The following is a 22,812-nucleotide window of genomic DNA, read 5'->3' as shown; positions in this document are numbered from 1 at the left end:
TACCGTCCACTAACGGACGCCACCTCGAAAACGCAATGATTTTGAGTCACCGTAGCACTGATCTTAATGCGCGTGAATCACGTTATATCTCGGCATACACACGGCTCCATTGTCGGGTGAGCAGCCATCGGCCGCCCTCCTGAGAACCTTCAAAGGAGCCAGTCATGAACCAGTTGACACGCAGAACCATTCTCCAGCGCGGAGGCCTGCTCGGTGCCATTCTGGCGCTCGACACCGTGAGCCCCGCTCTGGCTGCAACGAAGCCCGTCGCATCCCTTCTGAGCGCGAGCGCAATCGACGCCGCCTTGCGCGCCGGCGTCTCCCGTGACGACGTCTCCGGCGTCGTCGCCATGGCAGCCACCCGCAATGGCCTCGTTTACGAAGGCAGCTTCGGCAGGTCGAACGTTGCGACCGGCGCGCCGATGACGGCCGACACGGTGTTCTGGCTGCTCTCCATGACCAAGGCCTTCACGGCCACCGCCTGCATGCAGTTGATCGAACAGGGCCGCATCGACCTCGATGACGACGCGGCCAAGTATCTGCCCGAACTTACCGCGCCCCAGGTCCTTGAAGGCTTCGCCGCCGACGGTGCGCCGCGCCTGCGCCCCGCCAAACGCGCCATCAAGGTGCGGCATCTGCTTACCCACACCTCCGGCTTCACCTATTCGATCTGGAGCGAGGCGCTGAGCCGCTACGAGCAGGTCACCGGCATGCCCGACATCGCCACCTGCAAGAATGCCGCCTTCACGGCGCCGCTCGAATTCGATCCCGGCGAACGCTGGGAATACGGCATCAGCATGGATTGGGTCGGCAAGCTGGTGGAAGCCGTCTCGGACCAGTCGCTGGAAGTCTATTTCCGCGAAAACATCTTCGCGCCGCTCGGCATGCGGAACTCCGGTTTCCTGATCGGGAGCGAACAGAAGAAGCATGTCGCCACCTTCCAGAACCGGCGCGCAGATGGCGGGTTGGAGCCGGCGCCGTTTGAGATGCCGCAGCGGCCGGAATTCTTCATGGGCGGCGGCGGCGCCTTCTCGACCCCGCGCGACTACATGACGTTCCTGCAGGCCCTGTTGAACGGCGGCACGCTAAATGGCGCGCGTATCCTCCGTCCGGAGACGGTCTCGCTGATGATGCAGAACCAGATCAGCGAACTGAACGTCCACGAGATGCGCTCGGCGCATCCGTCCTATTCGCGCAGCTTCGACCAATTCCCCGGCCAGCCGCACAAATGGGGCCTCTCCTTCGACATCAACACGCAGCCTGGGCCGAACGGCCGCTCTGCGGGCAGCATCTCATGGGCGGGCCTGCTCAACTGCTATTTCTGGCTCGATCCGGTCAAGCATGTCACCGGCGCGCTCTTCACACAGATCCTGCCCTTTTACGACGAGCGGGTCGTCGCCCTCTACGGTGCCTTCGAGCGCGAGCTCTATGCCGGACTCGGCTGAGTCGGCGCGATCCCAACCAAAGGAGAACCGATATGTTTGCAATCACCGGAATCACCGGCAAAGTCGGCGGCGCCTTGGCGCGCACTTTGCTTGCCGACGGGCTTTCCGTCCGCGCCGTCTTGCGCGACGAGGCTAAGTCTGGGCCATGGATCAGACAGGGCTGTGAGGTCGCCCTTGCCGAGATGAATGATGCGGAGGGCCTCGCAGCCGCCTTCCGCAGTGTCGAGGGCGTCTTCATCCTGCCGCCGTCGGAATTCGATCCCGAGCCAGGCTTTCCCGAGGCGCGGCGCGTGATCGCGGCGCTGGTGGCGGCCCTCATCGCGGCCCGTCCCGGCAAGGTGGTGTGCCTGTCGACCATCGGCGCCGACGCTGCGCACGAGAACCTGCTGACCCAGCGCACCCTGCTTGAGGAAGCGCTCGGCGAGCTCGACTTGCCGGTAACCTTCCTTCGGCCCGCCTGGTTCATGGAGAATGCGCTGTGGGACGTTGCCGCCGCGCGTTATGAAAGCGTGCTGCGCAGCTGCCTGCAGCCAGCCGACAAGGCCTTCCCGATGGTCGCGACGCAGGATGTCGGGCGCACCGCAGCTGCGCTCTTGCGCGAGGACTGGACCGGAACGCAGATCGTCGAGCTGGAAGGGCCTCAGCGCGTGTCGCCAAACGACCTCGCCCATGCCTTCGCCAAGGCGCTGGACCATCCGGTGCGGGTCGAGATCGTGACGCGCGACAGTTGGGAAGCGCTCTTCCGCGGGCAAGGCACGCGCAATCCGCTGCCCCGAATTCGCATGATCGACGGCTTCAACGAGGGTTGGATCGCGTTCCGCGACGACGGCAGGTCGGCGATGAAAGGTACCGTGACACTCGAAGACGTGGTCACGGACCTCGTCGGCCAGAACTGCTCCGAGGCGGCTGGCTGAGGTCGATAGCCTGCGGGCACGAAACACCGGCGGGGCAGCGTCCCCCCGAAGCATCAACTCAGAAAAGCGAGTTCATGGACACCATCATCACAAGGGGCGTCGCAATCCCTCGGCTCGGCTTCGGTACTTTCCGCGTGCCGGGGCAGACGCCCAGCCGGTCGTCGAGAGCGTCTCCTTCTCGGGCGGCCCGTCGGTGACAATCAAGTCGCACCACAATGTCGGCGGCCTGCATGGACGTCGGCCCCCGATCGTTGAAGCCGACGAGGGCGCCAACGTCGAGCTTGGGCGAAGCAGACACCCGACTTGCGTTGTCGGGTGCAAAGCCGTAAGACCTGCACGTCGCGAAAAACGACGCCCGCATCACTGGGCTTCGCGCATACGCCGACCGTTTCGCGGTCGGCCAGCGGCTCCAACAGCACGAGCCTGACGACAGATTGGGCTCCCGATTTCGTGCTCCGTCGGCACGGATCGCAAGACATGGAGCGCGCTATGCGGTATCCCATCACGATTGTGGGCGCAGGTTTGGGTGGCCTCACCCTGGCCCGCATTCTCAATCTCAATGGCATCGCCGCCGTGATCTACGAGGCAGAGGCATCGCCCAGCGCCCGCGTGCAGGGCGGGCTGCTCGACATGCATGAAGCTACCGGCCAGCATGCTCTGAGGGTGGCCGGTCTGTTCGAGCAGTTCGAGCGGCTGGTGCGTCCCAGCGAGGACGCGAAGCGTGTCGTTGATCGAGATGGCACAGTGCTGCTCGACAAGCCCGGTAATCCCTTCAGCAAGCGCCCGGAGGTGGACCGCGGTGAGCTGCGGAAGATGCTGATCGATGCCCTGCCGCAGGGCACGATCCATTGGGGACACAAGGTCGCGTCCGTGTCGTCGAGAGGCGACGGCCGAAACGAGCTCCGATTCGTCGACGGCACTGGCACGACGACGTCGCTGCTCGTAGGCGCCGATGGCGCATGGTCGAGGGTGCGGCCGCTCTTGTCCCAGACGAAGCCTGAATATTCCGGGACCTGCTTCATCGAGACGCATCTGTCGGCGGACGATCCGCGCAGCGTCGCAAACGCTGAGATCATCGGCACAGGCACGCTGATGGCAGTGGCGCCGGGTAAGGGCATTCTTGCCCATCGCAACGCGGACGGCAGTGTTCACGTCTATGTTGCGATCAACAAGCCGGAAAGCTGGGCATCAAGCATCGACTTCACGGAGGCGCGCGCCGGTCTCGCTCGGGTCGCCGAGCAGTTCGACGGTTGGGCCGCACCGCTGGTCGCGCTGATCACAAACACCGATATCTCGCCCGTGATACGGCCGATCTACGCGCTGCCGGTCGACCATCGCTGGCGCCACGTGCCAGGCGCGACGCTGCTCGGCGATGCCGCGCACCTAATGTCTCCCTTCGCTGGTGAAGGCGCCAACTTGGCGATGTATGACGCCGCTGAGCTGGCTGTTGCGATCGCCGTCAAAAACGACTACGAAGCCGCCATCGCCGAATACGAACAGCGTCTGTTCCCTCGCAGCACCAGCGTTGCGCAAACCAGCGCGCAGAACCTCACTCGGTTCTTCGGACCCGAGGCTCCTCAGAGCGTCGCCGACCTCTTCAGCGCCTTGGGCTGAGAGATACGGCCCAAAACGAGGGCTCGACCCCCCTTGATCGCCGCTTCGGAAGTTTGGTCGGCACAGCACCTTCGAGACAAATAGGCTGTTTCGGTCTTTCCAGCGAATTTCGAGGAGCTGATGTTGGAGCGCGACCTGTCACGAGCGTCTTGATGGTCAATTGGTCTTCAATTGACCGACACGGTTCTCCGCAATCCAGCGGGCAGCCAGCACCAGCGCGCCCATGCTGAAATCCTTACCGTGCTTGGCGACCATTTCTTCCGACAGTTTGGCGAGCCGTTCGAAGAATTCATCCTTGCTCTTGTCCTCAGGGGTAAGTTCGGTCTGCATCCTTCTTCTCCTGTCGCTTGCGGCCCGTATTGGCCTATTTGAACATCTGGGCGGGAAAGGTGATGATCGCGGCGGTACCGTCGACGGCGCCTAACGCCAGGTGCCGTCCGTCGCCGGACCAAGCAAGCGCGGTCACCGCGCTGCCCAGTGGTCTGACGAGGAGTTCGTCCCGCGTTCCGATCTGGGCGATGGTGATCCGACCGTTGGCATAGCCGGCCGCAATCAGTTTCTTCTGCGGATGGGCGGCCACGGCCTCGACCGGAACCAACCCGGCGCGGCCAGTCTCCAGAGCGCCGGAGGTTTCGCCGTCAAGTGGCGGCGCGGTCATCGACCAGCCGGCAATCCGGAATGCGCCCGACGCAAACAGCGCGTCCCCCGGCGCGCTCCAGCATACCGTCCGGACTGACGATGGAAATCCCGCCACGATTGCAGTTCGGTCATCACTTGCGCTGACCAGAGCAAGGCCTCCGGTTTCGAGCCCACAGGCCAGCCAGGCGCCGTCGCCACTCCAGCAAATTGACATCGGGTGCGCTGAAAAGGCGAAATCGCGCATCGGGGTGGGCTCGCCTTCGACTATCCAGGTCGACAACCCGTGCTCCTGACCACAGGCAAGCCTCCTCCCGGCTGGTGAGAAGGCAAGCGCGTCCGTGGATGGTGGCGCGTCGCGTTGCAGCCTCACTGGCTCGATCCCGCCGCGCGCCAAAAAGATGTCCTGCCCGCTGCTGACGGCCACCATGCCCGTCCGAGGACTATAGTCGATTGCGACGGCAGGTCCGGCGATCTTGACCAGCGTCTCCATCACAGAGCCGTCCGCGTTCAGCCGGGCCACATCGCCGGCCGCCGTCCCGACGAGAAAGTCGGACCCAAGGTAGCTTGCGAGCGGAACATCGCCATCAGCCAGAACGGCGGTCGCTACCAGTGGCACCGGCGGCTTTTCCCTTGGGCGGATCGTCGTTTGGCCGAGATCGCCGCTCACCCTGATCCGCTGCTCCGGCGGTTCCTGGTCCGCGACTGCCGCTATGGCAACCGTTCCGTCGATGCACGTGAAGGCGACGGTCGAGCCATCGGCGCTGAAGCGCAGATCGGCGATCGCCGATGGACGGCACCAGCTTCTCGCCAGCAGGTCGAACAAGGTGAGGTTCTGTATCGCGTGCTGGTTCATGGCCACTCCCTTCGTCAGTTCACGGTCTTCGCCAGGCGACGGTCGACATCGTCAATGTCACCTTCGGCGGCCGCGATACGTTCCTCGCACGCCGTGCATGCGTTCCTGAATGCCGCGGCACTCTCCTCGGCTTCATGCAAGTCCTGCACCAGTTGCGCGTTCGTGCCGCGTCTGCCGATCTCGAGTTCCAGGCGCAGCACATCCATCTCGACGCCGGCAAGTTTCTGGTTGAGACGCTGCGCCTCGGCGGTGAGCGCGCAGACGCTCGCGACGAGATCGAGGCGGCGGGCGAGCAGCGCGTCACGGCTTTCGGTTTGCCCCATCGGACCCTCCTGTCACTTTTCGTTTCCAGGCACCGGACCTGGCGGTTGCTCGAATGCCGCCAGCAGCCCGGGCAGTGTGCCGGCCTGTGACTGGAACTGCTTTTCGGCCGTCTCGATGTGGCTCTTGAGTTGGTCCCAGATGTCGACGCGCATCATCGCAGTCGTGTCCCCGGTGAGGCGCTCGATTTCTTCGACGCGGAACTGGCGCGACAGCGAAACGCCGGAAAATACGAAGTCGCGCAGCAGGATGGCGTGGCTCTCGATGAACAGATGGATCATCGGATGCGTTTCGGCGGTGACGCCGCCGGCCGCAAGTTCGGCCCGGATGAAGCTCTGGAAGTGGCTCTGCAGGCGCAATTGGCTCTCGCCCATGAAACGCATGACAAACACCAGATCACGGGGCATCAGCCTTACCAGATCGCCGGCAACGACGTCGGACAGATCGGATGTTGGCGGCGGACGGCTCCGGTTGTCCCTGTCGTTCGGCATAGCCTCTCTCCTGCTGAGCCGCATGGGCCGTCACGTTGAAATAATAGAGAGACCAGAAGAATTGAATAGATGGCGTGTATTTTTCTGCATGCTGCAGGTGCTAAGTAAATATATTGCGATTGCGAATAGAAGAAAATCATTACAGCCGTAAGTTACAATTGTAAAATAACGTTACAGTTGATGGCGATCTCTGCCGTCGAAATGCGCGTGGGTTGTTTCCAGCGGCCGGATGCGCCCTTATTTCCAAACTGGCACGGTGCTTGCTTTGTCTATTTCCATAAGAAGCCCATCGCGCTCTCGTCGCGGTGCTAAAAGAACGAAGGAACGGAGGAAGCAGGTCCGCTTCGATACGCCATCGCAAGTGCGGTTGGCGTAGCGAGCCGCGCCAGACCCCTCACAAACCTTTGCCGCGATCCACTTGAACAGCCGGCCGTTGGTCGCGCCTGAATGCGCAACCCTTTGTCGTGCCGTTCGCACTCTCACTGGCGGCGCTGTTTGCCGTCTCACGCCCGGATCAAGGGATCCGCGGCTCAAACCTGGTGGAGGCTTATGACGATGTCGTCTTTGACGCTCAACAAGATTACCTCGCAACGCGGCATTTCCGTAGGCGAGGCGACGAAGAAGATTTCCGACCTCGGTTGGAACCCGACCTATGTCCAGGAAGCGATGACGTTTCCGACCGACTACAAGATCGCCAAGGCGCCGCGCGATCCGATGAAGCAGGTGCTGCGCTCTTACTTCCCCATGCAGGAGGAGAAGGACAATCGCGTCTATGGCGCGCTCGATGCCGCTCTTCGCGGCGACATGTTCCGCAATGTCGAGCCGCGCTGGGTGGAATGGATGAAGCTCTTCCTCGCCATCATTCCCTTCCCGGAAATCTCCGCCGCCCGTTCGATGGCGATGGTGGCGCGGCTGGCACCGGGCGAGGATCTCAGGACCGGCTTCACCATGCAGATGGTCGACGAGTTCCGCCACTCCACGATCCAGATGAACCTGAAGAAGTGGTACATGGAGAACTACATCGATCCGGCGGGCTTCGACATCACCGAGGAAGCCTTCGGCAAGTGCTATGCGACGACCATCGGCCGCCAGTTCGGCGAAGGCTTCATCACCGGCGACACGATGACGGCCGCGTGCATGTACCTGACCGTCGTGGCCGAGACGGCGTTCACCAACACGCTCTTCGTCGCCATGCCCTCGGAGGCCGCCCGCAACGGCGATTACGCGCTGCCGACCGTGTTCCTTTCGGTGCAGTCCGACGAGAGCCGGCACATCGGCAACGGCCACTCGCTGCTGATGGCCGCGCTGAAAGAGCCTGAGAACCACCTGCTGCTCGAGCGCGACGTGCGCTACGCCTTCTGGCAGAACCACGCCATCGTCGATGCCGCAATCGGCACCTTCATCGAATACGGCACCACCAATCGCGACAAGTCGAAGGAATCCTATGCGGAGATGTGGCACCGCTGGATCTACGAAGACTACTATCGCACCTACATGCTGCCGCTCGAGAAGTACGGCATCAAGATCCACCATGACGATGTCCAGGCAGCCTGGGAGCGCATCACCAAGAAGAACTACGTCCACAAGGTCGGCCAGTTCTTCGCGGTCGGCTGGCCGGTCAACTTCTGGCGCATCGAGGCTCAGACCGACAAGGACTTCGAGTGGTTCGAGCACAAATATCCGGGCTGGTACGCCGAGTTCGGCGACTTCTGGAAATGGTATGCCAAGCTCAGCCACAAGGGCGAGAAGGTGCTCTTGTTCAACAGCGATGTCGGTTACGTCTATCCGCACCGCTGCTGGTCCTGCCTGGTACCTTGCCTGATCCGAGAGGACATCGTGGTCGACGAGATCGACGGGCAGCTGCATACCTTCGCCCACGAGCTCGACCGCTGGACCGCTGTCGAAGCCTTTGCCGACGAGTATCAAGGCCGTCCGACGCCCGCGATGGGCCGCTTCAGCGGGAAGCGCGAGTGGGAGACGCTCTATGACGGCTGGGATCTCGCCGATGCGATCAAGGACCTCAACTTCGTCCGTTCCGACGGCAAGACGCTGATCCCGCAGCCGCATTTGCGCTTCGGCGCCGACGAGCAGTGGACGCTCGACGATGTGCGCGGCAACATCCTCGGATCGCCGCTCAAGGCGCTTCGCGGCATGTCGCCGGCCGATCGTGAAAAGCACCTGGCCGAGTATCGGGCCGGCTTCACGATCACGCCCTTCAACTGACCATACGAGCGCGGGGGCCGGGTTCCGACCCCCGCGACATTCCAGAGGAAGGCCATCTCCTGTCCTGCGGACGGGCCGGAGAGGAATTGGGAGGTTATCGATGACTGGTGCTCACACCGTGCGCCTGGAGCCGGTCGGCGTCGAGTTCGAGGTCGAAAACGGCGAGACGGTCCTGAACGCGGCATTCCGCCAAGGCATTGCGCTGCCGCATGGCTGCAAGGAAGGGCAATGCTCGGCCTGCAAATGCGTGCTGCTCGAAGGCGAGGTCGACATGCTGAAATACTCGACCTTCGCCCTCAACGACACGGAGAAGGATACCGGGCACATCCTGTTGTGCCGGTCCATCGCCTATTCCGACATGCATGTCGAGCTTCTCAACTACGACGAGGAGGTGCTGGCGAAATCAATCGCGGTGAAGACATTCAAAGGCCGGATCTCAAAATTCGAACATCTGACCCACGACATCCGCGGCATCGAGATCGAGCTCGGCTCGCCGATAAAATTCTGGGCTGGGCAATATGTCGACATCACGGTCACCACGCAAAAAGGGGAGACGATTACGCGCTCGTTCTCCATGGCAAATACGCCGGACCAAACCCAAAAGCTTTCCTTCATCATCAAGAAATATCCCGAAGGAAAGTTCTCCGGAGAGCTTGATTCCGGAGGCATCCGCGTCGGAGCCGAAGTCACTGTCGCCGGACCCTATGGAACCTGCTTCCGGCGGGAGGAACGGCAAGGTCCCCTGATCCTGGTCGGCGCCGGCTCCGGCATGTCGCCGGTTTGGTCGATCCTCAACGATCACCTGAAGAGCGGCGAGAAGCGGGACGTGTTCTTCTTCTACGGCGCGCGGACCCCCACCGACCTGTTCTATCTCGACAGGATCGCCGAGCTTGCCGGCCGCCACCCGGAGCTGAACTTCATCCCGGTGCTGTCGCATGTGAATGGCGAGGCGTGGGACGGCGAGCGCGGCTTCGTCCACCAGAGCGTCGATGCCAAGCTCAAGCAACTGGCGGTCGACGGGCAGGGCGACGTCTACGCCTGCGGTCCGCCGCCCATGATCGATGCGCTGCAGCCGGTCCTGTTCATGAACGGCTTCGAGAGCGAACGCATCTTCTTCGACCGGTTCACCACGTCGTCCAGCGCCACCCCGAGCCATTGAGACGGCCCGGAGCCAGCGACACCAAAGCAACTGCAACAAGGGAGTGAAGACAATGGTAGCAACGTCGAGTTCAGTCGGATCGGGAGCCGCGGGAGCCGCGATCTTCGCCGATTCCGACAGCCGCAAATATCGGTATTTCGATCCGAAAGGCCAGCGCGCCACCCATTACGAGGATGTCACGGTCGACGTGCAGCCCGACCCCGAGCGCTACCTGATCCAGGACTGGATCATCTCCTTCTCGAACGGCAAGGGCGCCTACATCAAGGACAATACGGCTGCCAAGAGCTCGAACTGGCATGCCTTCCGGGCTCCCGACCAGGAGTGGGAGCGCACGCATTATCAGCGCCAGTCGAAAATCGAGACGATGGTGCAGAGCGTGATCACCAATGCCCGCCGCGCCGGCGCGCCGAAGACCTTCGACAAGGTTTGGGCCAAGCTCCTGCAGGCGCATCTCGGAGCGTGGAAACATGCCGAGTTCGGCCTAGGCACTTCGCTGATGCAGGCGCAGCGCTACGGCTACACGCAGATGATCAACAACGCCACGCTGACCAATTCGTCCTACAAGCTGAGGCTCGCCCAGGACATCACGCTCTATCTCGCTGAGATCGGCATGGACATCGCCGGCTGGGACGACGAACTCGGCAAGAAGCACTGGCTGGAGGACGGTGTCTGGCAGGGCACCCGCGAGGCGATCGAGACCATCATGGGCACGACCGACTACCTGGAGCAGTACTTCGCCATCAACATCGTGTTCGAACCGCTGGTCGGCGAACTGTTCCGATCCGGCTTCCTGATGCAGGCCGCGGCCGCCAACCACGACTTCATCACACCGCCGGTGATCTCGGCGGCCGAAGCCGACTACGAGCGCAACCTCGCCAACACCATCGACCTGGCCTACCTGCTTGCCAATGACGAGAAGCATGGCGCGGCGAACAGGAAGCTCTTCCAGGGCTGGGTGAACAAGCACGGCGCGCTTGCCGACAAGGCAGCCACCGGCCTTCAGCCGATCTGGTCGATGCCGCATTCCAAGCCGATTTCCTTCACCGACGTTCGCGCCCAATCCGAGGAACGGATCGGCCAGATCCTCGGCGAACTCGGCCTCAAGCGCTGAACAGGGAGAAGACCAACATGTCAGTAGCAGCACGCGACGCCTCGCAGTCCAACATCTTCAAATCGATGAAGGACATCACCTTTGAGCAGACGATTTCGCACCAGTGCGGCGTCACCATGAACGACTCGGTCGAGGCGCGCGCCATCGCCGAATTCATGGGCAAGAAGCCGGGGGTCATCGTCACTTACCAGCCGGCCATGATCCGCATCGACGGCAACGGCAAGCTGATCTTCAAGATGGACGAGATCAGCGAATATCTCGGCCGCGACATGACCGCCGAGATCTTCGAGGTCAACACCTCTACCCACTACGGCCGCATGGTGCGCGTCGACGACAACACCGTGATCCTGTTCGGAAACATGGACGAGGTCTTCGAATACATCTGAGGAAGCCGGGCACCGGCGCGCCGCCCGATCGCGGCGCGCCCACTCTATCAACAGGACGGCATCAACGCGACGATTGCGGAGGCAAGAATGTACAGGACACCTGAAGGCAAAGACATTTTCGTGGTCGATGGCCACACCCATTTCTGGGACGGCAGCCCGGAGAATCAGAGGAACATCCACGGCAAGCAGTTCATCGACTGCTTCTACGCCTATCATACGGGGCTGAGCCCGAAGGAGCAGCTTTGGGAGAAGGGCAAGTTCGAGAAATACAGCGCCGACGATCTCTATCGCGACCTGTTCATAGACGGTCCGGACGACGTGGCGATCGTCCAGTCGACCTATCTGAAGGATTTCTACAAGAACGGGTTCAACACGATCGAGCGCAACGCGGAGGTCGCCAAGCGCTACCCGGAGCGCTTCATCATCAATGGGTCCTTCGATCCGCGCGACGGCGAGAAGGCGCTGGAATACATCCACTTCATGAAGGAGACTTATGACGTCAAGGGCGTGAAGATGTACACGGCCGAGTGGAATGGCGCCTCCAAGGGCTGGAAGCTCACCGATCCCGATGCCTACAGGTGCTTCGAGCTCTGTGAAAAACTCGGCATCAAAAACATTCACGTCCACAAGGGCCCGACAATCATCCCGCTCAGCAAGGACGCGTTCGACGTGCATGACGTCGACCACGCAGCGACGGATTTCCAGGGCTTGAACTGGATCATCGAGCATTGCGGGCTGCCGCGCCTCGACGATTTCTGCTGGATCGCGACGCAGGAAACCAATGTCTATGGCGGCCTTGCCGTGGCGCTGCCCTTCATCCATTCGCGCCCGCGCTATTTCGGCGAGGTCATTGCCGAGCTGCTGTTCTGGATCGGGCCGGAAAAGATCCTGTTCGGCTCCGACTATGCGATCTGGACGCCGCGCTGGCTCGTCGAGAAATTCTGGGCGTATCAGATCCCCGAGGATATCGCCGCGGAACGCGGCGTGCAGCTGACCGACGAGATCAAGGAGAAGATCCTCGGGCTGAATGCCGCGCGCCTCTACGAGATCGACGTCGAAGCGAAGAAGAAGGCGTTCGCAAGTTCGCCCTTCAGCATCGCGGCGGAGTAGGGCCATGGCAACCGCCAGCGTTTCCGACAGCCGCGAGAAGGAACTCTGGCGGCGCCTTGGCGAGGTCAATGACCCGGAACTCGACGAGCCGATCACCGAGATGGGTTTCGTCGAGCGCGCCGAGATGACGGGCGACGGCAGCGTGGAGGTCGATTTCCGCCTGCCGACCTACTGGTGCTCGCCCAACTTCGCTTTCCTCATGCTCGACGGCGTCCGCAAGGCGCTCGACCAGCTTTCCTGGTCGCCCGCCTATCGCGTGAAACTGCACGATCATATGTTCGCGGAGGAGGTCAATCGCGGCATCGAAGCCGGCAAGGCATTCGGCGACATATTCGCCGAGTTAGCCGCAGACGCGGATCTCGGCGCCGTGCGCGAAACCTTCAGGATGAAGGCATTCAAGCGCCGCCAGGAATCGGTTCTGCGCGGTCTGCGCCAGCACGGCCTGACGGATGTCGAAATCCTCGGCATGGACCTGCCGGCATACGATGCCGCCAGCTTCGAGCCGGGCGAGGCGGCCATGCAGAAGCCACGTTACCGGGCAGCGCTGCTGCAGCGGTTTCCCGATCGCCGTATGGACGATCCCGTCTTCGTCACCTGGGAAGGGCGGCAAATTCCGCCTGCCGCGCTCAGTGCCCATCTCGCCGAGTTACGCGGCGTGCGTGTCAACATGGAGTTCAACGGTGCGCTTTGCCGTGGGCTCAAGCAGACAAGATACAAGGAACTGAGCGTGGTCGAAGGCGAGCCGACGCTGGTCGACTTCATCATGGATCGCGTGCCGGCGCGAAACGCGCCGGCCGTCTAAGCAGCGTCGAAAGCAACGGCCTCCCTCGCACGAGGCCCCCAACCAACAACCCGCCCGTAAGGCGGAAGGAGGAATCATGCCTAAAATTATGCTTCACAATTCCGAGGCCCGCCGGGCCCTTGCCCGTGGCGTGTTCAGGCTGGCGGCGGCGGTCGAACCGACGCTCGGTCCCAAAGGCATGAACGCCATGATCGACCGACCGATCGGAACGCCGATGGTGACCCGCGACGGCGTCAGCATCGCTTCCGAAATCGAGCTGCATGACCGTTTCGAGAACATGGGCGCTCAGGTCGTCCGCGAGGTGTCGATGCAGACCAACGAGGTCGCCGGCGACGGCACGACGACCGCCATCGTGCTCGCCAACGCGCTGATCCAGGGTGGCATCGAGGCCAATGAGCGCGGCGCCAAATCAGTCGATCTCTGCAAGGGCATCAACCTTGCCGTGGCGGCGGTCGTGACGGCCCTCAAGGCATCGGCCAAGCCCGCCAAGGGCAATGGCGTCCTCGCCTCGGTTGCCAACATCGCCGCAACCGACGCCAAGCTTGGCGCGCTGGTGGCCCAAGCGCATGAGCGCGTCGGCGCGGAAGGTGTCATTACCACCGATTTCAGCGTGACCACCGAGACCACGCTGGACGTGGTCGAGGGCATGTCCTTCGACCGCGGCTACCTCTCGCATCACATGGTGACGGACCAGGAGAAGATGGAGGCCGTGCTCGAGCGGCCCTTCATCCTGATGACCGATCTCAAGATCAAGGAGCCCACGGCGCTCGAGACTGCGCGCCGTATCGCCGACGAGGCGGGGCGCCCGTTGCTGATCGTGTCCGAGGAAGTGTCGCCGGAAGTTGTGGTCACACTGCTGGGCAAGCAGGGGCCAGGCAAATACCTCGTCGTCCATCCGCCGGAATATGGCCATTGGCGAAAGGCCATGATGGAGGACCTGGCGATCATCACCGGCGGTAGGGTGATAGCCCGCGACCTCGGCGGCCGGCTGGAGGACATCACAGTCGACGATCTTGGGACCGCTGACCGGGTCAAAACCAGCTCATCCTACACCTCGATCATTCGCGGCGGCGGCGACCATGACGCGATCGCGGCGCGCCGCGCCCAGGTGCAGCGGCAGTATGAGGCCGCGCCGCCGAACATCGAGCAGGACAAGCTGCGCGAGCGCCTGGCCAAGCTCTCCGGCGGCACCGCGATCCTCTATGCCGGCGGCGTCACGCCGGTCGAGCAGAAGCGGACCATCCAGCTGATCGAGGATTCCCTGAATGCGGTGCGCGCGGCGTCCGAGGAGGGCGTGGTTGCCGGCGGCGGCTCGGCGTTGGCCCAGATCGCGCCGCTGCTCGACAAGGTGGCGACCGGTGTCGACGGCGATGTCGCAGAAGGCGTGCGCCTGGTCCGGTCGGTGCTGACACGGCCGCTCTGGCGCATCGCCGCCAATGCCGGCGCCGATCCCGAAGCCGTGGTAGCCGAGGTGACGCGCATCAACGGCGGCTACGGCTATAACGCATCCGCCGGCAGCTACCAGAACATGTTCGAAGCCGGGATCATCGATCCTGTCCGCGTCACCTACACCGCGCTGGCCAATGCCGCCTCCGTGGCGACGCTGATCCTGACCACCGAGACACTGATCGGCGATCTTGCCGAGGATGAGGACCCGACGGCCGGGCCGGCGCTCGGCGGCGGCGCGGAAAAGCTTGGCCGCGCCTGAAACAATTCCGGACCTGAAAGGACACGACGATGAAAGCCGCAAGACTTTACGAATACGACCCGCACATGAACGTCAAGCTCAAGATCGAGGAGGTCAAGGCGCCGACGATCACGGCCCCGGACGAGGTCATCGTGCGGGTAGGTGCCGCCGGCCTCTGCCGCACCGACCTCCATATCATTGAAGGTGTGTGGAAACCGACCATGGACCCCGACGGCAGCCTTCTGCCTTACATCATGGGTCATGAGAACGCCGGCTGGGTCGAGGAGGTCGGCAGCGGCGTCAGATCGGTCAAGCGCGGCGATGCCGTGATCTGCCATCCGTTCCGCTCTTGCGGCATCTGCCTCAACTGCCGGCACGGCGAGGATATGTACTGCGACAATGGCCAGTTCCCTGGGCTCGGCATGAATGGCGGCTTCGCCGAATATTTCATCACCAGTGAACGTTCGCTGATCAAGCTCAATGCCAATGTCACGCCGATCGAAGTGGCGCCGCTGGCAGATGCTGGCATCACCGCTTATCGCGCCGCCAAACGGGCGGCGAAGCTTTTGCGGCCGGGGAGCTACTGCGTCCTGCTCGGCATCGGCGGGCTCGGACACATCGCGCTGCAGTCGCTGCATGCGATTTCAGGCTGCCGGATAATCGCCGTCGATCGTGAGCCTGCCGCGCGCGTGCTGGCCAAGGATCTCGGTGCCGACTTCGTCCTCGATGGCGGGCCGAACGTCGTCGAAGAAGTAAAGGCGATCACCGGCGGCGGCGCCCATGTGGTCATCGATTTCGTCGGCGAGCTTGGCGTGGAAAACATCTGCTGGAAGATGGTGCGCAAGGGCGGCCAGCTGTTCGTGGTAGGCTATGGCGGCGCCGTCAACGTGCCGACCGCGCATCTGGTCATCGAGGAAATCAACATCGGCGGCAGCCTGGTCGGCAATTTCACCGAGCTCGTCGAGCTGATGGAGCTCAACGCCGACGGCAAGGTCAAGATGCACTACACCGAATACAATCTCGCCAGCATCAACACCGCGCTCGATGACTTCAAGAACCGGCGCTTCACCGGCCGCGGCGTCATCGTTCCCTGAAAGCCTTGGGCCCGGATGGCGCGCGGAAAGCCGCGGTATCCGGTCCAGGCGTCACAATCCGGAGAGGAAAAAATGAACAAATACATCTGTGAATTCGTCGGAACCTTCGCGCTGGTCTTCTTCGGCTGCGCGACGGTTCTGTTCATGCGTTCCGAGGTCGGACTGCTCGGTGTTGCAATGGCCTTCGGCCTGTCGGTGATTGCGATGGCCTATTCGATCGGGCCGATTTCCGGCGCGCATCTCAACCCGGCGGTAAGCCTTGGCGTCTTCATTTCCGGCCGGATGAAGTCCAACGATCTCGCCGGCTACGTGGTCGCGCAATGTCTGGGGGCGATCGCTGCCTCGGCGGTGCTCTACGTGATGGCGCAAGGCAAAGGCGGCGGCTATGACGTCGCGGCGAATGGTTTTGCCCAGAACGGCTGGTCGGCCTATTCGGCGACTTCGGCGTTCTTGTTCGAGGCAGTCGCCACATTCCTCTTTCTGCTCGTCATTTTGCGTGCCACCGCGGAGGACGGCGCGGGTGCTCTGGCCGGCCTGGCGATCGGTTTGACGCTGGTCATGATCCACCTCGCCGGCATTGCCGTGTCAGGGTCTTCGGTCAATCCGGCCCGCTCGCTAGGGCCTGCGTTGTTTGCCGGCGGAAGCGCGCTGTCGCAGCTATGGCTCTATATCGTGGCGCCTTGCCTTGGCGCTGCCGCGGCCGGACTGGTGCTGCGCACCGGGATGATCGGCGCCAGCGAACCGGCACCGCAGCTCGCCTGAACGGCCGCTGCCTTTTTGTCGGTAAGATTCCCAAGCCCATGGCGGAACGCCATGGGTTTCTTTTTTGCTGCGTGTTCAGACGAAGCCGCGCCGGATGCCATATTGCTCGAGCTTGCGGTAGAGCGTTGGCCTGGAAATGCCCAGCCGCTGCGCCACCCGGCTGAGATTTCCGCCCTCCGCGGTCAGCGCATTCTTCAACGCCTGGTGTTCCGCCTCGGCTAGCGTGCCAGCGGGCTCTTCGGGGGAAACGGCCGTGTTGCTGCCCGGCTGCGGCTCGGAACTGCCATCCGTGATTTCCTCGGGAAGGTCGTGCAGTCCGATACCGCGGCCGCGCGCCAGGACGTGCAGCCGTCCGACGAGGTTCTTCAGCTCACGCACATTGCCCGGCCACCGATAGGCGAGCAATGCGGCGACAGCTTCCTGCGAGAATTCCAGCGGCTCGTCGCCTGATGCAGCGGCGATCTTCCGGTTGAAATGTTCGATCAGCAGCAGCACGTCCTCGCCGCGATCGCGCAGCGGCGGCACAGTGATCGAGACGGCGCCGATCCGATAATAGAGGTCGCGGCGGAAACGACCCGCAGCGACTTCCTGCTTGAGGTCTCGATTGGTCGAGGCGACGAGCCGGACGTCGACTGGCCGGCCTCGGTTGTCGCCGATACGGTGGACCACGCGCTCTTCCAGGACACGCAACAGAAACGGCTGGATCTCGAGCGGCATCTCGCCGATCTCGTCGAGGCTGAGCACGCCGCCATTGGCAAGCTCGAAGACACCCGGTTTGCCGTCGCGTGATGCGCCGGTGAAGGCGCCGGCGACATGGCCGAACAGCTCGCTGCCGAACAAGTCCTTTGTGATAGCGCCGCAATTCATCGCGATGAACGGGTCGTTGTCCGTACGCCGGCTGCCGGCATGGACGAGCCGCGCGAACAGCTCCTTGCCGACGCCGGTCTCGCCTTCGACCAGCAGCGAGGCGACGCTTTTCGATCGCGCGACGCGGCAGGCGACATCGACTGCGGCAAGCAGTGCCTCGCTCTCGCCGACTATCATTGCGGCTGCGTCTTGAAGATGCTTGTCCGCCTCCCGCTTGATCACGGTCGAAACTGTCGGCGCCGACGGGAACACCAGCGCAGCGCCGCGCAAGTCGCCATCGAGCTTGAGCGGTGTGATGTGGCAGGAACGCAGATGAGCCGGCAGAGCCCTGGCGATATCGGCCTCCGAACCGGACGACGGAAGGTTCATCAGCCAGCGGCCGCGACCCGCGTCTATCGGGCCGCTGGTCATTTCGGCGGCTTCGCCGTCGGGCAGGTTGTTTCGGTAGATCGCGCGCCCGCGATGATCGACGATCACCAGTCCATCTTTTCGGCGATAGCCGGGAGCCGAGGAAATGAAAGCTTCGAGCAGGCGTGTGCGCTGCTCCTGTTGCTGCTCTGCCAATGCTTTTTCGATCTGGCGGGCCGTGGCGGCGACAAGCGCGGTGTTGTGGGGTCGGAAGATCGGCGAGTAGCCTGACAAGTCGACGACCCCGACTATCTTGCCGTCCAGCGGATCGCGGATCGGCGCCCCGGCGCAGGTCCAGGACTTGATGCCGGCGCAGAAGTGCTCCGCCGCATGGACGAAAGTCGGTTCCCCGGTCCACAGCGCCGTGCCGATGCCGTTGGTCCCGACGGCGCCCTCATTCCATTTGCCGCCGATGGCCAGATGAATATCCATGCCGTCATGCAGGGTCTTCTTGTCGCCGATGGCATCGATCAGCACGCCGTCGCTGTCGGCAAGAACCAGCATCGCGCCGGTGCCCTCCAGCAACTGACCGATGGAAGCGAAGGATCGGCGCGCCGCCGAGAGCAGTTCGGCATTGGCCCGGGTCAGGTACTCGATTTCGTCGCGATCGCTGCTCAGCGGCGCTTCGATCCCCTGAGCGTTGATGCCGCCGGTGGCGCTGCGATACCAGGAGTCGTGAATGAGGGAGCGGACGTGGCTTGGGCGGATCGGATCGCGGACACATTTGGGCTCGTCCGCCAGAAAATCTTCCCAAGCGCGCATGGTGGCGCGCTCGTCATAGTCGATGCTGCCCAGAGCGATTTGATTGCTGGCCAACGACGCACGCGTCGGAAGAGCATCGATCTTCATCTGATTAGGCCCAGGATCGCGTTTCATTCAGTCATTACGGAACCTTCGAGGCATGCCAATGCTGTATGCTGTCTTGGATCGGACGTGCCGAAGCCGGTCCAATCGCTTACCGGTCAATTGATGCCTAGTTTCGCGCCGATGTCGGTGGCGAGCTGTTCTTCGGAGTAGGTGGCGGTGAGGCGACGCCCGTCCATTTCGGCAAGCTTCGCGGCGACGGCTTCGTCGACCGGCGCGAAGTAGCCGTTCTGCTTGGTGGCCAATACGAAAATGTGCTCGCCGCCGCGATCGCGGATATCGCCGATATGATGAAGCTGACGGCCTGTGTTTTGATCCTTCGAGATCACACGCCCATTGATGCTGACATGCACGGACGGGTTGGCCTCGGCCACAGATCCGGTTGCGCCGCCAACATGAAAGATAAGGCCTTGACCCTTCGATTTCTGACGTGGCTGTTTCGAAGCTGAATAACCGCCGGCGCTGAGCTGGTCGGCAAGGCGCACGATGGTTGAGCGGTTCTGCTCAATCAGCCTTTTGACTTGAGCATCCTCGCGCCGCGGGCCATCCCGCTTGGAGATGATTTCGACCATGAATCCTCCCAGATTCGTCGGCAGTGCCGGTATGGCAATTTTTCTTGCTTGCAGCGGACCTTACACTGCCACAGTCGGGTCCGCCATTCATATTAGTTAGTGCCGAAATGGATGTCGTTGGTAGCAGGTGGCTGCTACACCGGGGTATTCGTAGGTTGAGCAATGCCCGTGTCATGCCGCCTTGCTCTTTGATTCCGAGGGCTCGCTGTTGAATGAGTGTGCTGTTGCAGGAGACATTCTATTTCCCGTATCGCTGCTCCAGCGCTTCGGCAATATGCTCGCAAAGCAACTCCCCGGTGACGATGGTGACGTGGAGACGGATGCGTGCGCCCCGCGGATCGACCATCGTGACCACCGCGCCGCGGTCGGAGTATTCGAACGTGTCCAGAACCTTGTGAATGACAAAGTCAGCTACATTGGGTGCCGAGCCGGCGTGATTTTCCACGGCTTTCCTCCATCCCGAAATCAGCGGGTCCCTTTGGCAGCAGTCGCGTGCCTAGGCGGTCTCCTTCGACAGCTGCCCGATCGTTAAATATGTAGCGGATTACCTCAACGTCCAGAAGAGTATTGACCCGCCATCCCTGTTGAGCGGCGAATATCTCTTTGTTCACAAGCGCAAAGGATAAGTGCCCCGGTCGTCATATCGTTGAAGCAGACAACGACGAAGTGCAGATTACGCTAAACGCCATCTTAAGTCAGCCTTAATACATTTCAGCGCGAGATTGGCGAGGCGCTTCCAATCAGTCCCGCTATTGGCGCCTGCGGGCGGGACTGACCTTATCAGGTCAGCGTAACATGAAACGGTTCAAGGACATAAGTGTCGGCAGCAAGCTCACGCTGGGCTTTGGATTGGCACTGCTTTGCACCGTGACGGTCGGGGTATTTGGGGTCGCACAGCTGCGGTCGCTCAATAAGGTCACGAGCGAGATCACCGGAGTTTGGTTGCCCCAGGTGCAGATCGTCGACGAGATGAAGCGCAACCTTGCGGAGCACCGGCTCTACGCGACGCTGCGTATGCGTGCCGAAAACTCTCAGCAAATCGCTGACATCGACAAGGAGATGGCGAGAGAGAGCGAAGAAATGCTCCAAGATCGGCGCGCCTACCGCAGGAGCGCCGGATCACCCGCCGAGCAGGAGCTGTTCGATCAATTCGTCAACCTCTGGACGGCGTATCAAGATTCTCTGTCGTCGATCATTCCACTTCTCGATACCGCGGAGCGAACGAAGGCAGCTAACGAGTTCGAGTCGGTGTCGCTCCCCACGATTGCGGCGGCGGCTCAGCGGCTGGATGGCCTCTTGGCACTCACCAATCAGCGCAGCAAGGCTGCCGCAGCCATCGCGGACCGCACCTACACCATCGCGCAGCGGCTCGTTTGGGCCGCGATCGCCTTTGCTGCCGTGTGCCTTGGCGTGCTTGTCGCCTGGATTCGCCATAATGTCAGCAAGCCGATCCTGGCCGTGAGCGAAGCGATGCACCGGTTGACGCGAGGGGAACACCGCTCGACGCTGGTTGCGCTCAGAAAGGATCGGCGCGACGAGGTCGGAATATTGTTCACGGCCTTTGCCGGTTACCGTGCCAGCCTGGAGCGCAGCATCGCCCTGGCTCGTGATGCCGAGTTGGAGCGGCAGAATCTGGCTGCCGCTGCCGCGAACATGCCTGTGGGCCTGTGTATGTTCGATGCCGGCCGACGGCTGGTTTTCTGCAATCAGGCCTATGCCGACTTCTATCGCCTGCCGGAGGCCCTGACCCACCCTGGTTCCCGGTGGGACGATTTGATGCGTTTCCGGATTGCGGCGGGACTTTATGTAGGCCAGGACCCGGACAGATATCTGGAAGAGCTCTCGGCGACCATCGACCGCGCCGAGCGCGTCGTGAGCCTGGTGGAGCTCAGGGACGGGCGCACCATCGACCTCATTCATCAGCCGCTGCCGGGCGGCGGATGGCTCGCCACGCATCACGACGTGACCGACTTGCGACGCAGCGAGGCTCGCATATCGCACATGGCCCGCCATGACGGGCTTACCGATCTTCCAAACCGGATATTGTTTCGCGAACGCGCCGAGGACGCCTTGGCCGAGATGGCTCGCAGAGATGGCAAGGTCGCCTTCCTTTGCCTCGATCTCGATCATTTCAAGACTGTCAACGACACGCTAGGGCATCCGGTCGGCGACGCCTTGCTCAAGGAGGTCGCCGCAAGGCTGAAGCAGATCGTGCGTGAGGACGACACTGTTGCCAGACTAGGTGGCGACGAGTTCGTGATCATTCAAAATGGGGTCGATCAGCCGGTCGAGGCCACCGCCCTTGCGCAACGCGTCATTGATGCGCTGAGCGCGCCTTATATCGCCGACGGCCATGGCGTCACCGTCAGCGCCAGCGTCGGCATCTCGATTGCGCCTGACGACGGCACAAACGCCGACCAGTTGCTCAAGAACGGCGACATGGCGCTCTATCGGGCAAAGGCGGAGGGTCGCAGAACATACAGGTTCTTCGAGCCGGACATGGATGCCCGCATGCAGGCGCGGCGGGTTCTCGAACTCGATCTGCGCGACGCGTTGGGACGGCAGCAGTTCGAGATCTACTACCAGCCGCTCCTCAATCTCGAAAGCGGCGAGGTCAGCTGTTTCGAGGCGCTGTTGCGCTGGCATCACCCGACGCGGGGTATCGTTTCGCCGTCCGAGTTCATCCCCTTGGCTGAAGAGATCGGCTTGATTGTTCCGATTGGGGAATGGGTGATCAAGCAAGCCTGTCTCGACGCAGCAAGCTGGCCCGAAGGCATCAGGGTTGCCGTCAACCTGTCGCCGACGCAGTTTCGCAATGCCCGCTTGCTCTCGACGATTGTCGCAGCGTTGGATGCCTCGGGCTTGCTCGCGAGCCGTCTCGAGCTTGAAATCACCGAGACCGTGCTGCTGGCGAACACCCAGGCCACTCTCGCGATGCTGCAACAGATCCACTTGCTGGGTGTCCATATCGCGATGGACGACTTCGGGACCGGATATTCGAGTTTGAGCTATCTGCGCTCGTTTCCGTTCGACAAGATCAAGATTGACCAGTCCTTCGTAAAGGACGCCGAGGATATCGACAGCTCCGTCGCCATCATCCGGGCTGTCACCAGCCTTGGCAACAGCCTTGGGATGCAGACCACCGCCGAAGGGATAGAGACGGCCGAGCAACTGGAACGGGTGCGAAGAGAAGGCTGCACGGAAGCGCAAGGCTTCCTGTTCAGTCGGCCACTACCGGCTCGGGAGATCCCCGCGATGCTGGAGCGCACACGTTCCGTCGTGGCCGGCGACATCAGCGAGCTTGCGCCCGAAACGACAGGCGAGCGGAAGAAAGAACGGGTCTCCGCTGGCCGGCTTGGCAGGAGTGCGTCTGCCCGGGGTTGACTGAAGTCGGCAAGATGACCCGCGCAGAGAACAAACCTGCTCGCGGTACTTGCATAGCCAACGCACTGGCTCATATCGGCGGGTCCTAATGAACGCGCCGGCGCGG

20 protein-coding genes are annotated in these 22,812 nt (G+C 62.4%); 13 read left to right on the top strand and 7 right to left on the bottom strand.

Annotation, left to right across the window (positions count from 1 at the left end; genetic code table 11):
• The first annotated feature begins 164 nt into the window (after positions 1-164).
• The 3 genes from FJ423_RS03300 (at position 165) to FJ423_RS03290 (ending at position 3,973) form a co-directional block, all read left to right on the top strand.
• On the top strand, positions 165-1,445 hold the full coding sequence (locus FJ423_RS03300; protein WP_140839170.1) for a serine hydrolase domain-containing protein: 1,281 nt from the start codon (positions 165-167) through the stop codon (positions 1,443-1,445).
• 32 nt (positions 1,446-1,477) lie between these two features.
• The gene (locus FJ423_RS03295; protein WP_140839168.1) at positions 1,478-2,359 is read left to right on the top strand and encodes an NmrA family NAD(P)-binding protein; all 882 of its coding nucleotides are present in this window, start codon (positions 1,478-1,480) and stop codon (positions 2,357-2,359) included.
• 489 nt (positions 2,360-2,848) lie between these two features.
• Complete coding sequence (locus tag FJ423_RS03290; RefSeq protein WP_140839166.1) at positions 2,849-3,973, top strand: NAD(P)/FAD-dependent oxidoreductase; 1,125 nt, start codon at positions 2,849-2,851, stop codon at positions 3,971-3,973.
• 156 nt (positions 3,974-4,129) lie between these two features.
• Here FJ423_RS03290 and FJ423_RS33460 read toward each other — a convergent pair whose 3' ends face one another.
• From FJ423_RS33460 to FJ423_RS03275, 4 genes are read right to left on the bottom strand one after another with little or no spacing between them, the layout of a single operon-like run.
• Positions 4,130-4,303: a hypothetical protein gene (locus FJ423_RS33460; protein WP_181174704.1), complete on the bottom strand. Its 174-nt coding sequence runs from the start codon at positions 4,301-4,303 to the stop codon at positions 4,130-4,132.
• A 34-nt stretch (positions 4,304-4,337) separates the two neighbouring features.
• Positions 4,338-5,465, bottom strand: a complete 1,128-nt coding sequence (locus tag FJ423_RS03285) for a WD40 repeat domain-containing protein (protein WP_140839164.1) — start codon at positions 5,463-5,465, stop codon at positions 4,338-4,340.
• Positions 5,466-5,479: 14 nt separating this feature from the next.
• Positions 5,480-5,788, bottom strand: a complete 309-nt coding sequence (locus FJ423_RS03280) for a hypothetical protein (RefSeq protein WP_140839161.1) — start codon at positions 5,786-5,788, stop codon at positions 5,480-5,482.
• 12 nt (positions 5,789-5,800) lie between these two features.
• Positions 5,801-6,277 (bottom strand): hypothetical protein, encoded by a 477-nt coding sequence (locus FJ423_RS03275; RefSeq protein ID WP_140839159.1) that lies wholly within the window; start codon positions 6,275-6,277, stop codon positions 5,801-5,803.
• A gap of 549 nt (positions 6,278-6,826) precedes the next feature.
• Between FJ423_RS03275 and FJ423_RS03270 the strand changes: the two genes are divergently transcribed.
• The 9 genes from FJ423_RS03270 to FJ423_RS03230 all read left to right on the top strand — a co-directional run bounded on the left by FJ423_RS03270 (position 6,827) and on the right by FJ423_RS03230 (position 16,611).
• Positions 6,827-8,500 carry an aromatic/alkene/methane monooxygenase hydroxylase/oxygenase subunit alpha gene (locus tag FJ423_RS03270; RefSeq protein ID WP_210239539.1) on the top strand — a complete coding sequence of 558 codons (1,674 nt, stop codon included), beginning with the start codon at positions 6,827-6,829 and terminating at the stop codon, positions 8,498-8,500.
• A gap of 100 nt (positions 8,501-8,600) precedes the next feature.
• Positions 8,601-9,659, top strand: a complete 1,059-nt coding sequence (locus FJ423_RS03265) for a 2Fe-2S iron-sulfur cluster binding domain-containing protein (protein ID WP_140839155.1) — start codon at positions 8,601-8,603, stop codon at positions 9,657-9,659.
• Positions 9,660-9,711: 52 nt separating this feature from the next.
• Entirely contained in the window at positions 9,712-10,770 is a 1,059-nt protein-coding gene (locus tag FJ423_RS03260) for an aromatic/alkene monooxygenase hydroxylase subunit beta (protein WP_140839153.1), read from the top strand.
• A 17-nt stretch (positions 10,771-10,787) separates the two neighbouring features.
• Positions 10,788-11,156, top strand: a complete 369-nt coding sequence (locus tag FJ423_RS03255; RefSeq protein WP_112097527.1) for an MmoB/DmpM family protein — start codon at positions 10,788-10,790, stop codon at positions 11,154-11,156.
• A gap of 87 nt (positions 11,157-11,243) precedes the next feature.
• The gene (locus tag FJ423_RS03250) at positions 11,244-12,266 is read left to right on the top strand and encodes an amidohydrolase family protein (RefSeq protein ID WP_140839152.1); all 1,023 of its coding nucleotides are present in this window, start codon (positions 11,244-11,246) and stop codon (positions 12,264-12,266) included.
• A gap of 4 nt (positions 12,267-12,270) precedes the next feature.
• Positions 12,271-13,068: an iron-sulfur cluster assembly protein gene (locus FJ423_RS03245; RefSeq protein ID WP_140839150.1), complete on the top strand. Its 798-nt coding sequence runs from the start codon at positions 12,271-12,273 to the stop codon at positions 13,066-13,068.
• Positions 13,069-13,144: 76 nt separating this feature from the next.
• On the top strand, positions 13,145-14,776 hold the full coding sequence (locus FJ423_RS03240; protein ID WP_140839148.1) for a molecular chaperone GroEL: 1,632 nt from the start codon (positions 13,145-13,147) through the stop codon (positions 14,774-14,776).
• A 29-nt stretch (positions 14,777-14,805) separates the two neighbouring features.
• On the top strand, positions 14,806-15,849 hold the full coding sequence (locus tag FJ423_RS03235; protein WP_140535659.1) for an NAD(P)-dependent alcohol dehydrogenase: 1,044 nt from the start codon (positions 14,806-14,808) through the stop codon (positions 15,847-15,849).
• 72 nt (positions 15,850-15,921) lie between these two features.
• Positions 15,922-16,611 (top strand): aquaporin, encoded by a 690-nt coding sequence (locus FJ423_RS03230; RefSeq protein WP_140839146.1) that lies wholly within the window; start codon positions 15,922-15,924, stop codon positions 16,609-16,611.
• A 75-nt stretch (positions 16,612-16,686) separates the two neighbouring features.
• On the opposite strand, the gene FJ423_RS03225 is transcribed toward FJ423_RS03230, so the two are convergent.
• The 3 genes from FJ423_RS03225 to FJ423_RS03215 all read right to left on the bottom strand — a co-directional run bounded on the left by FJ423_RS03225 (position 16,687) and on the right by FJ423_RS03215 (position 19,767).
• Positions 16,687-18,702: a sigma-54-dependent Fis family transcriptional regulator gene (locus tag FJ423_RS03225; RefSeq protein ID WP_246680073.1), complete on the bottom strand. Its 2,016-nt coding sequence runs from the start codon at positions 18,700-18,702 to the stop codon at positions 16,687-16,689.
• Between the two features lie 146 nt (positions 18,703-18,848).
• Positions 18,849-19,322 carry a hypothetical protein gene (locus FJ423_RS03220; protein WP_140839142.1) on the bottom strand — a complete coding sequence of 158 codons (474 nt, stop codon included), beginning with the start codon at positions 19,320-19,322 and terminating at the stop codon, positions 18,849-18,851.
• Between the two features lie 238 nt (positions 19,323-19,560).
• On the bottom strand, positions 19,561-19,767 hold the full coding sequence (locus FJ423_RS03215) for a hypothetical protein (protein ID WP_140839140.1): 207 nt from the start codon (positions 19,765-19,767) through the stop codon (positions 19,561-19,563).
• A 350-nt stretch (positions 19,768-20,117) separates the two neighbouring features.
• Between FJ423_RS03215 and FJ423_RS03210 the strand changes: the two genes are divergently transcribed.
• Positions 20,118-22,706, top strand: coding sequence for an EAL domain-containing protein (locus FJ423_RS03210; protein WP_140839138.1), 2,589 nt, complete (start codon positions 20,118-20,120; stop codon positions 22,704-22,706).
• Positions 22,707-22,812 lie beyond the last annotated feature (106 nt).

The organism is Mesorhizobium sp. B2-8-9 (assembly GCF_006439475.1).
Classification (GTDB): domain Bacteria; phylum Pseudomonadota; class Alphaproteobacteria; order Rhizobiales; family Rhizobiaceae; genus Mesorhizobium.
The sequence above is the reverse complement of the archived record's forward strand: the minus strand, read 5'-3'. Positions and strand labels throughout refer to the sequence as shown.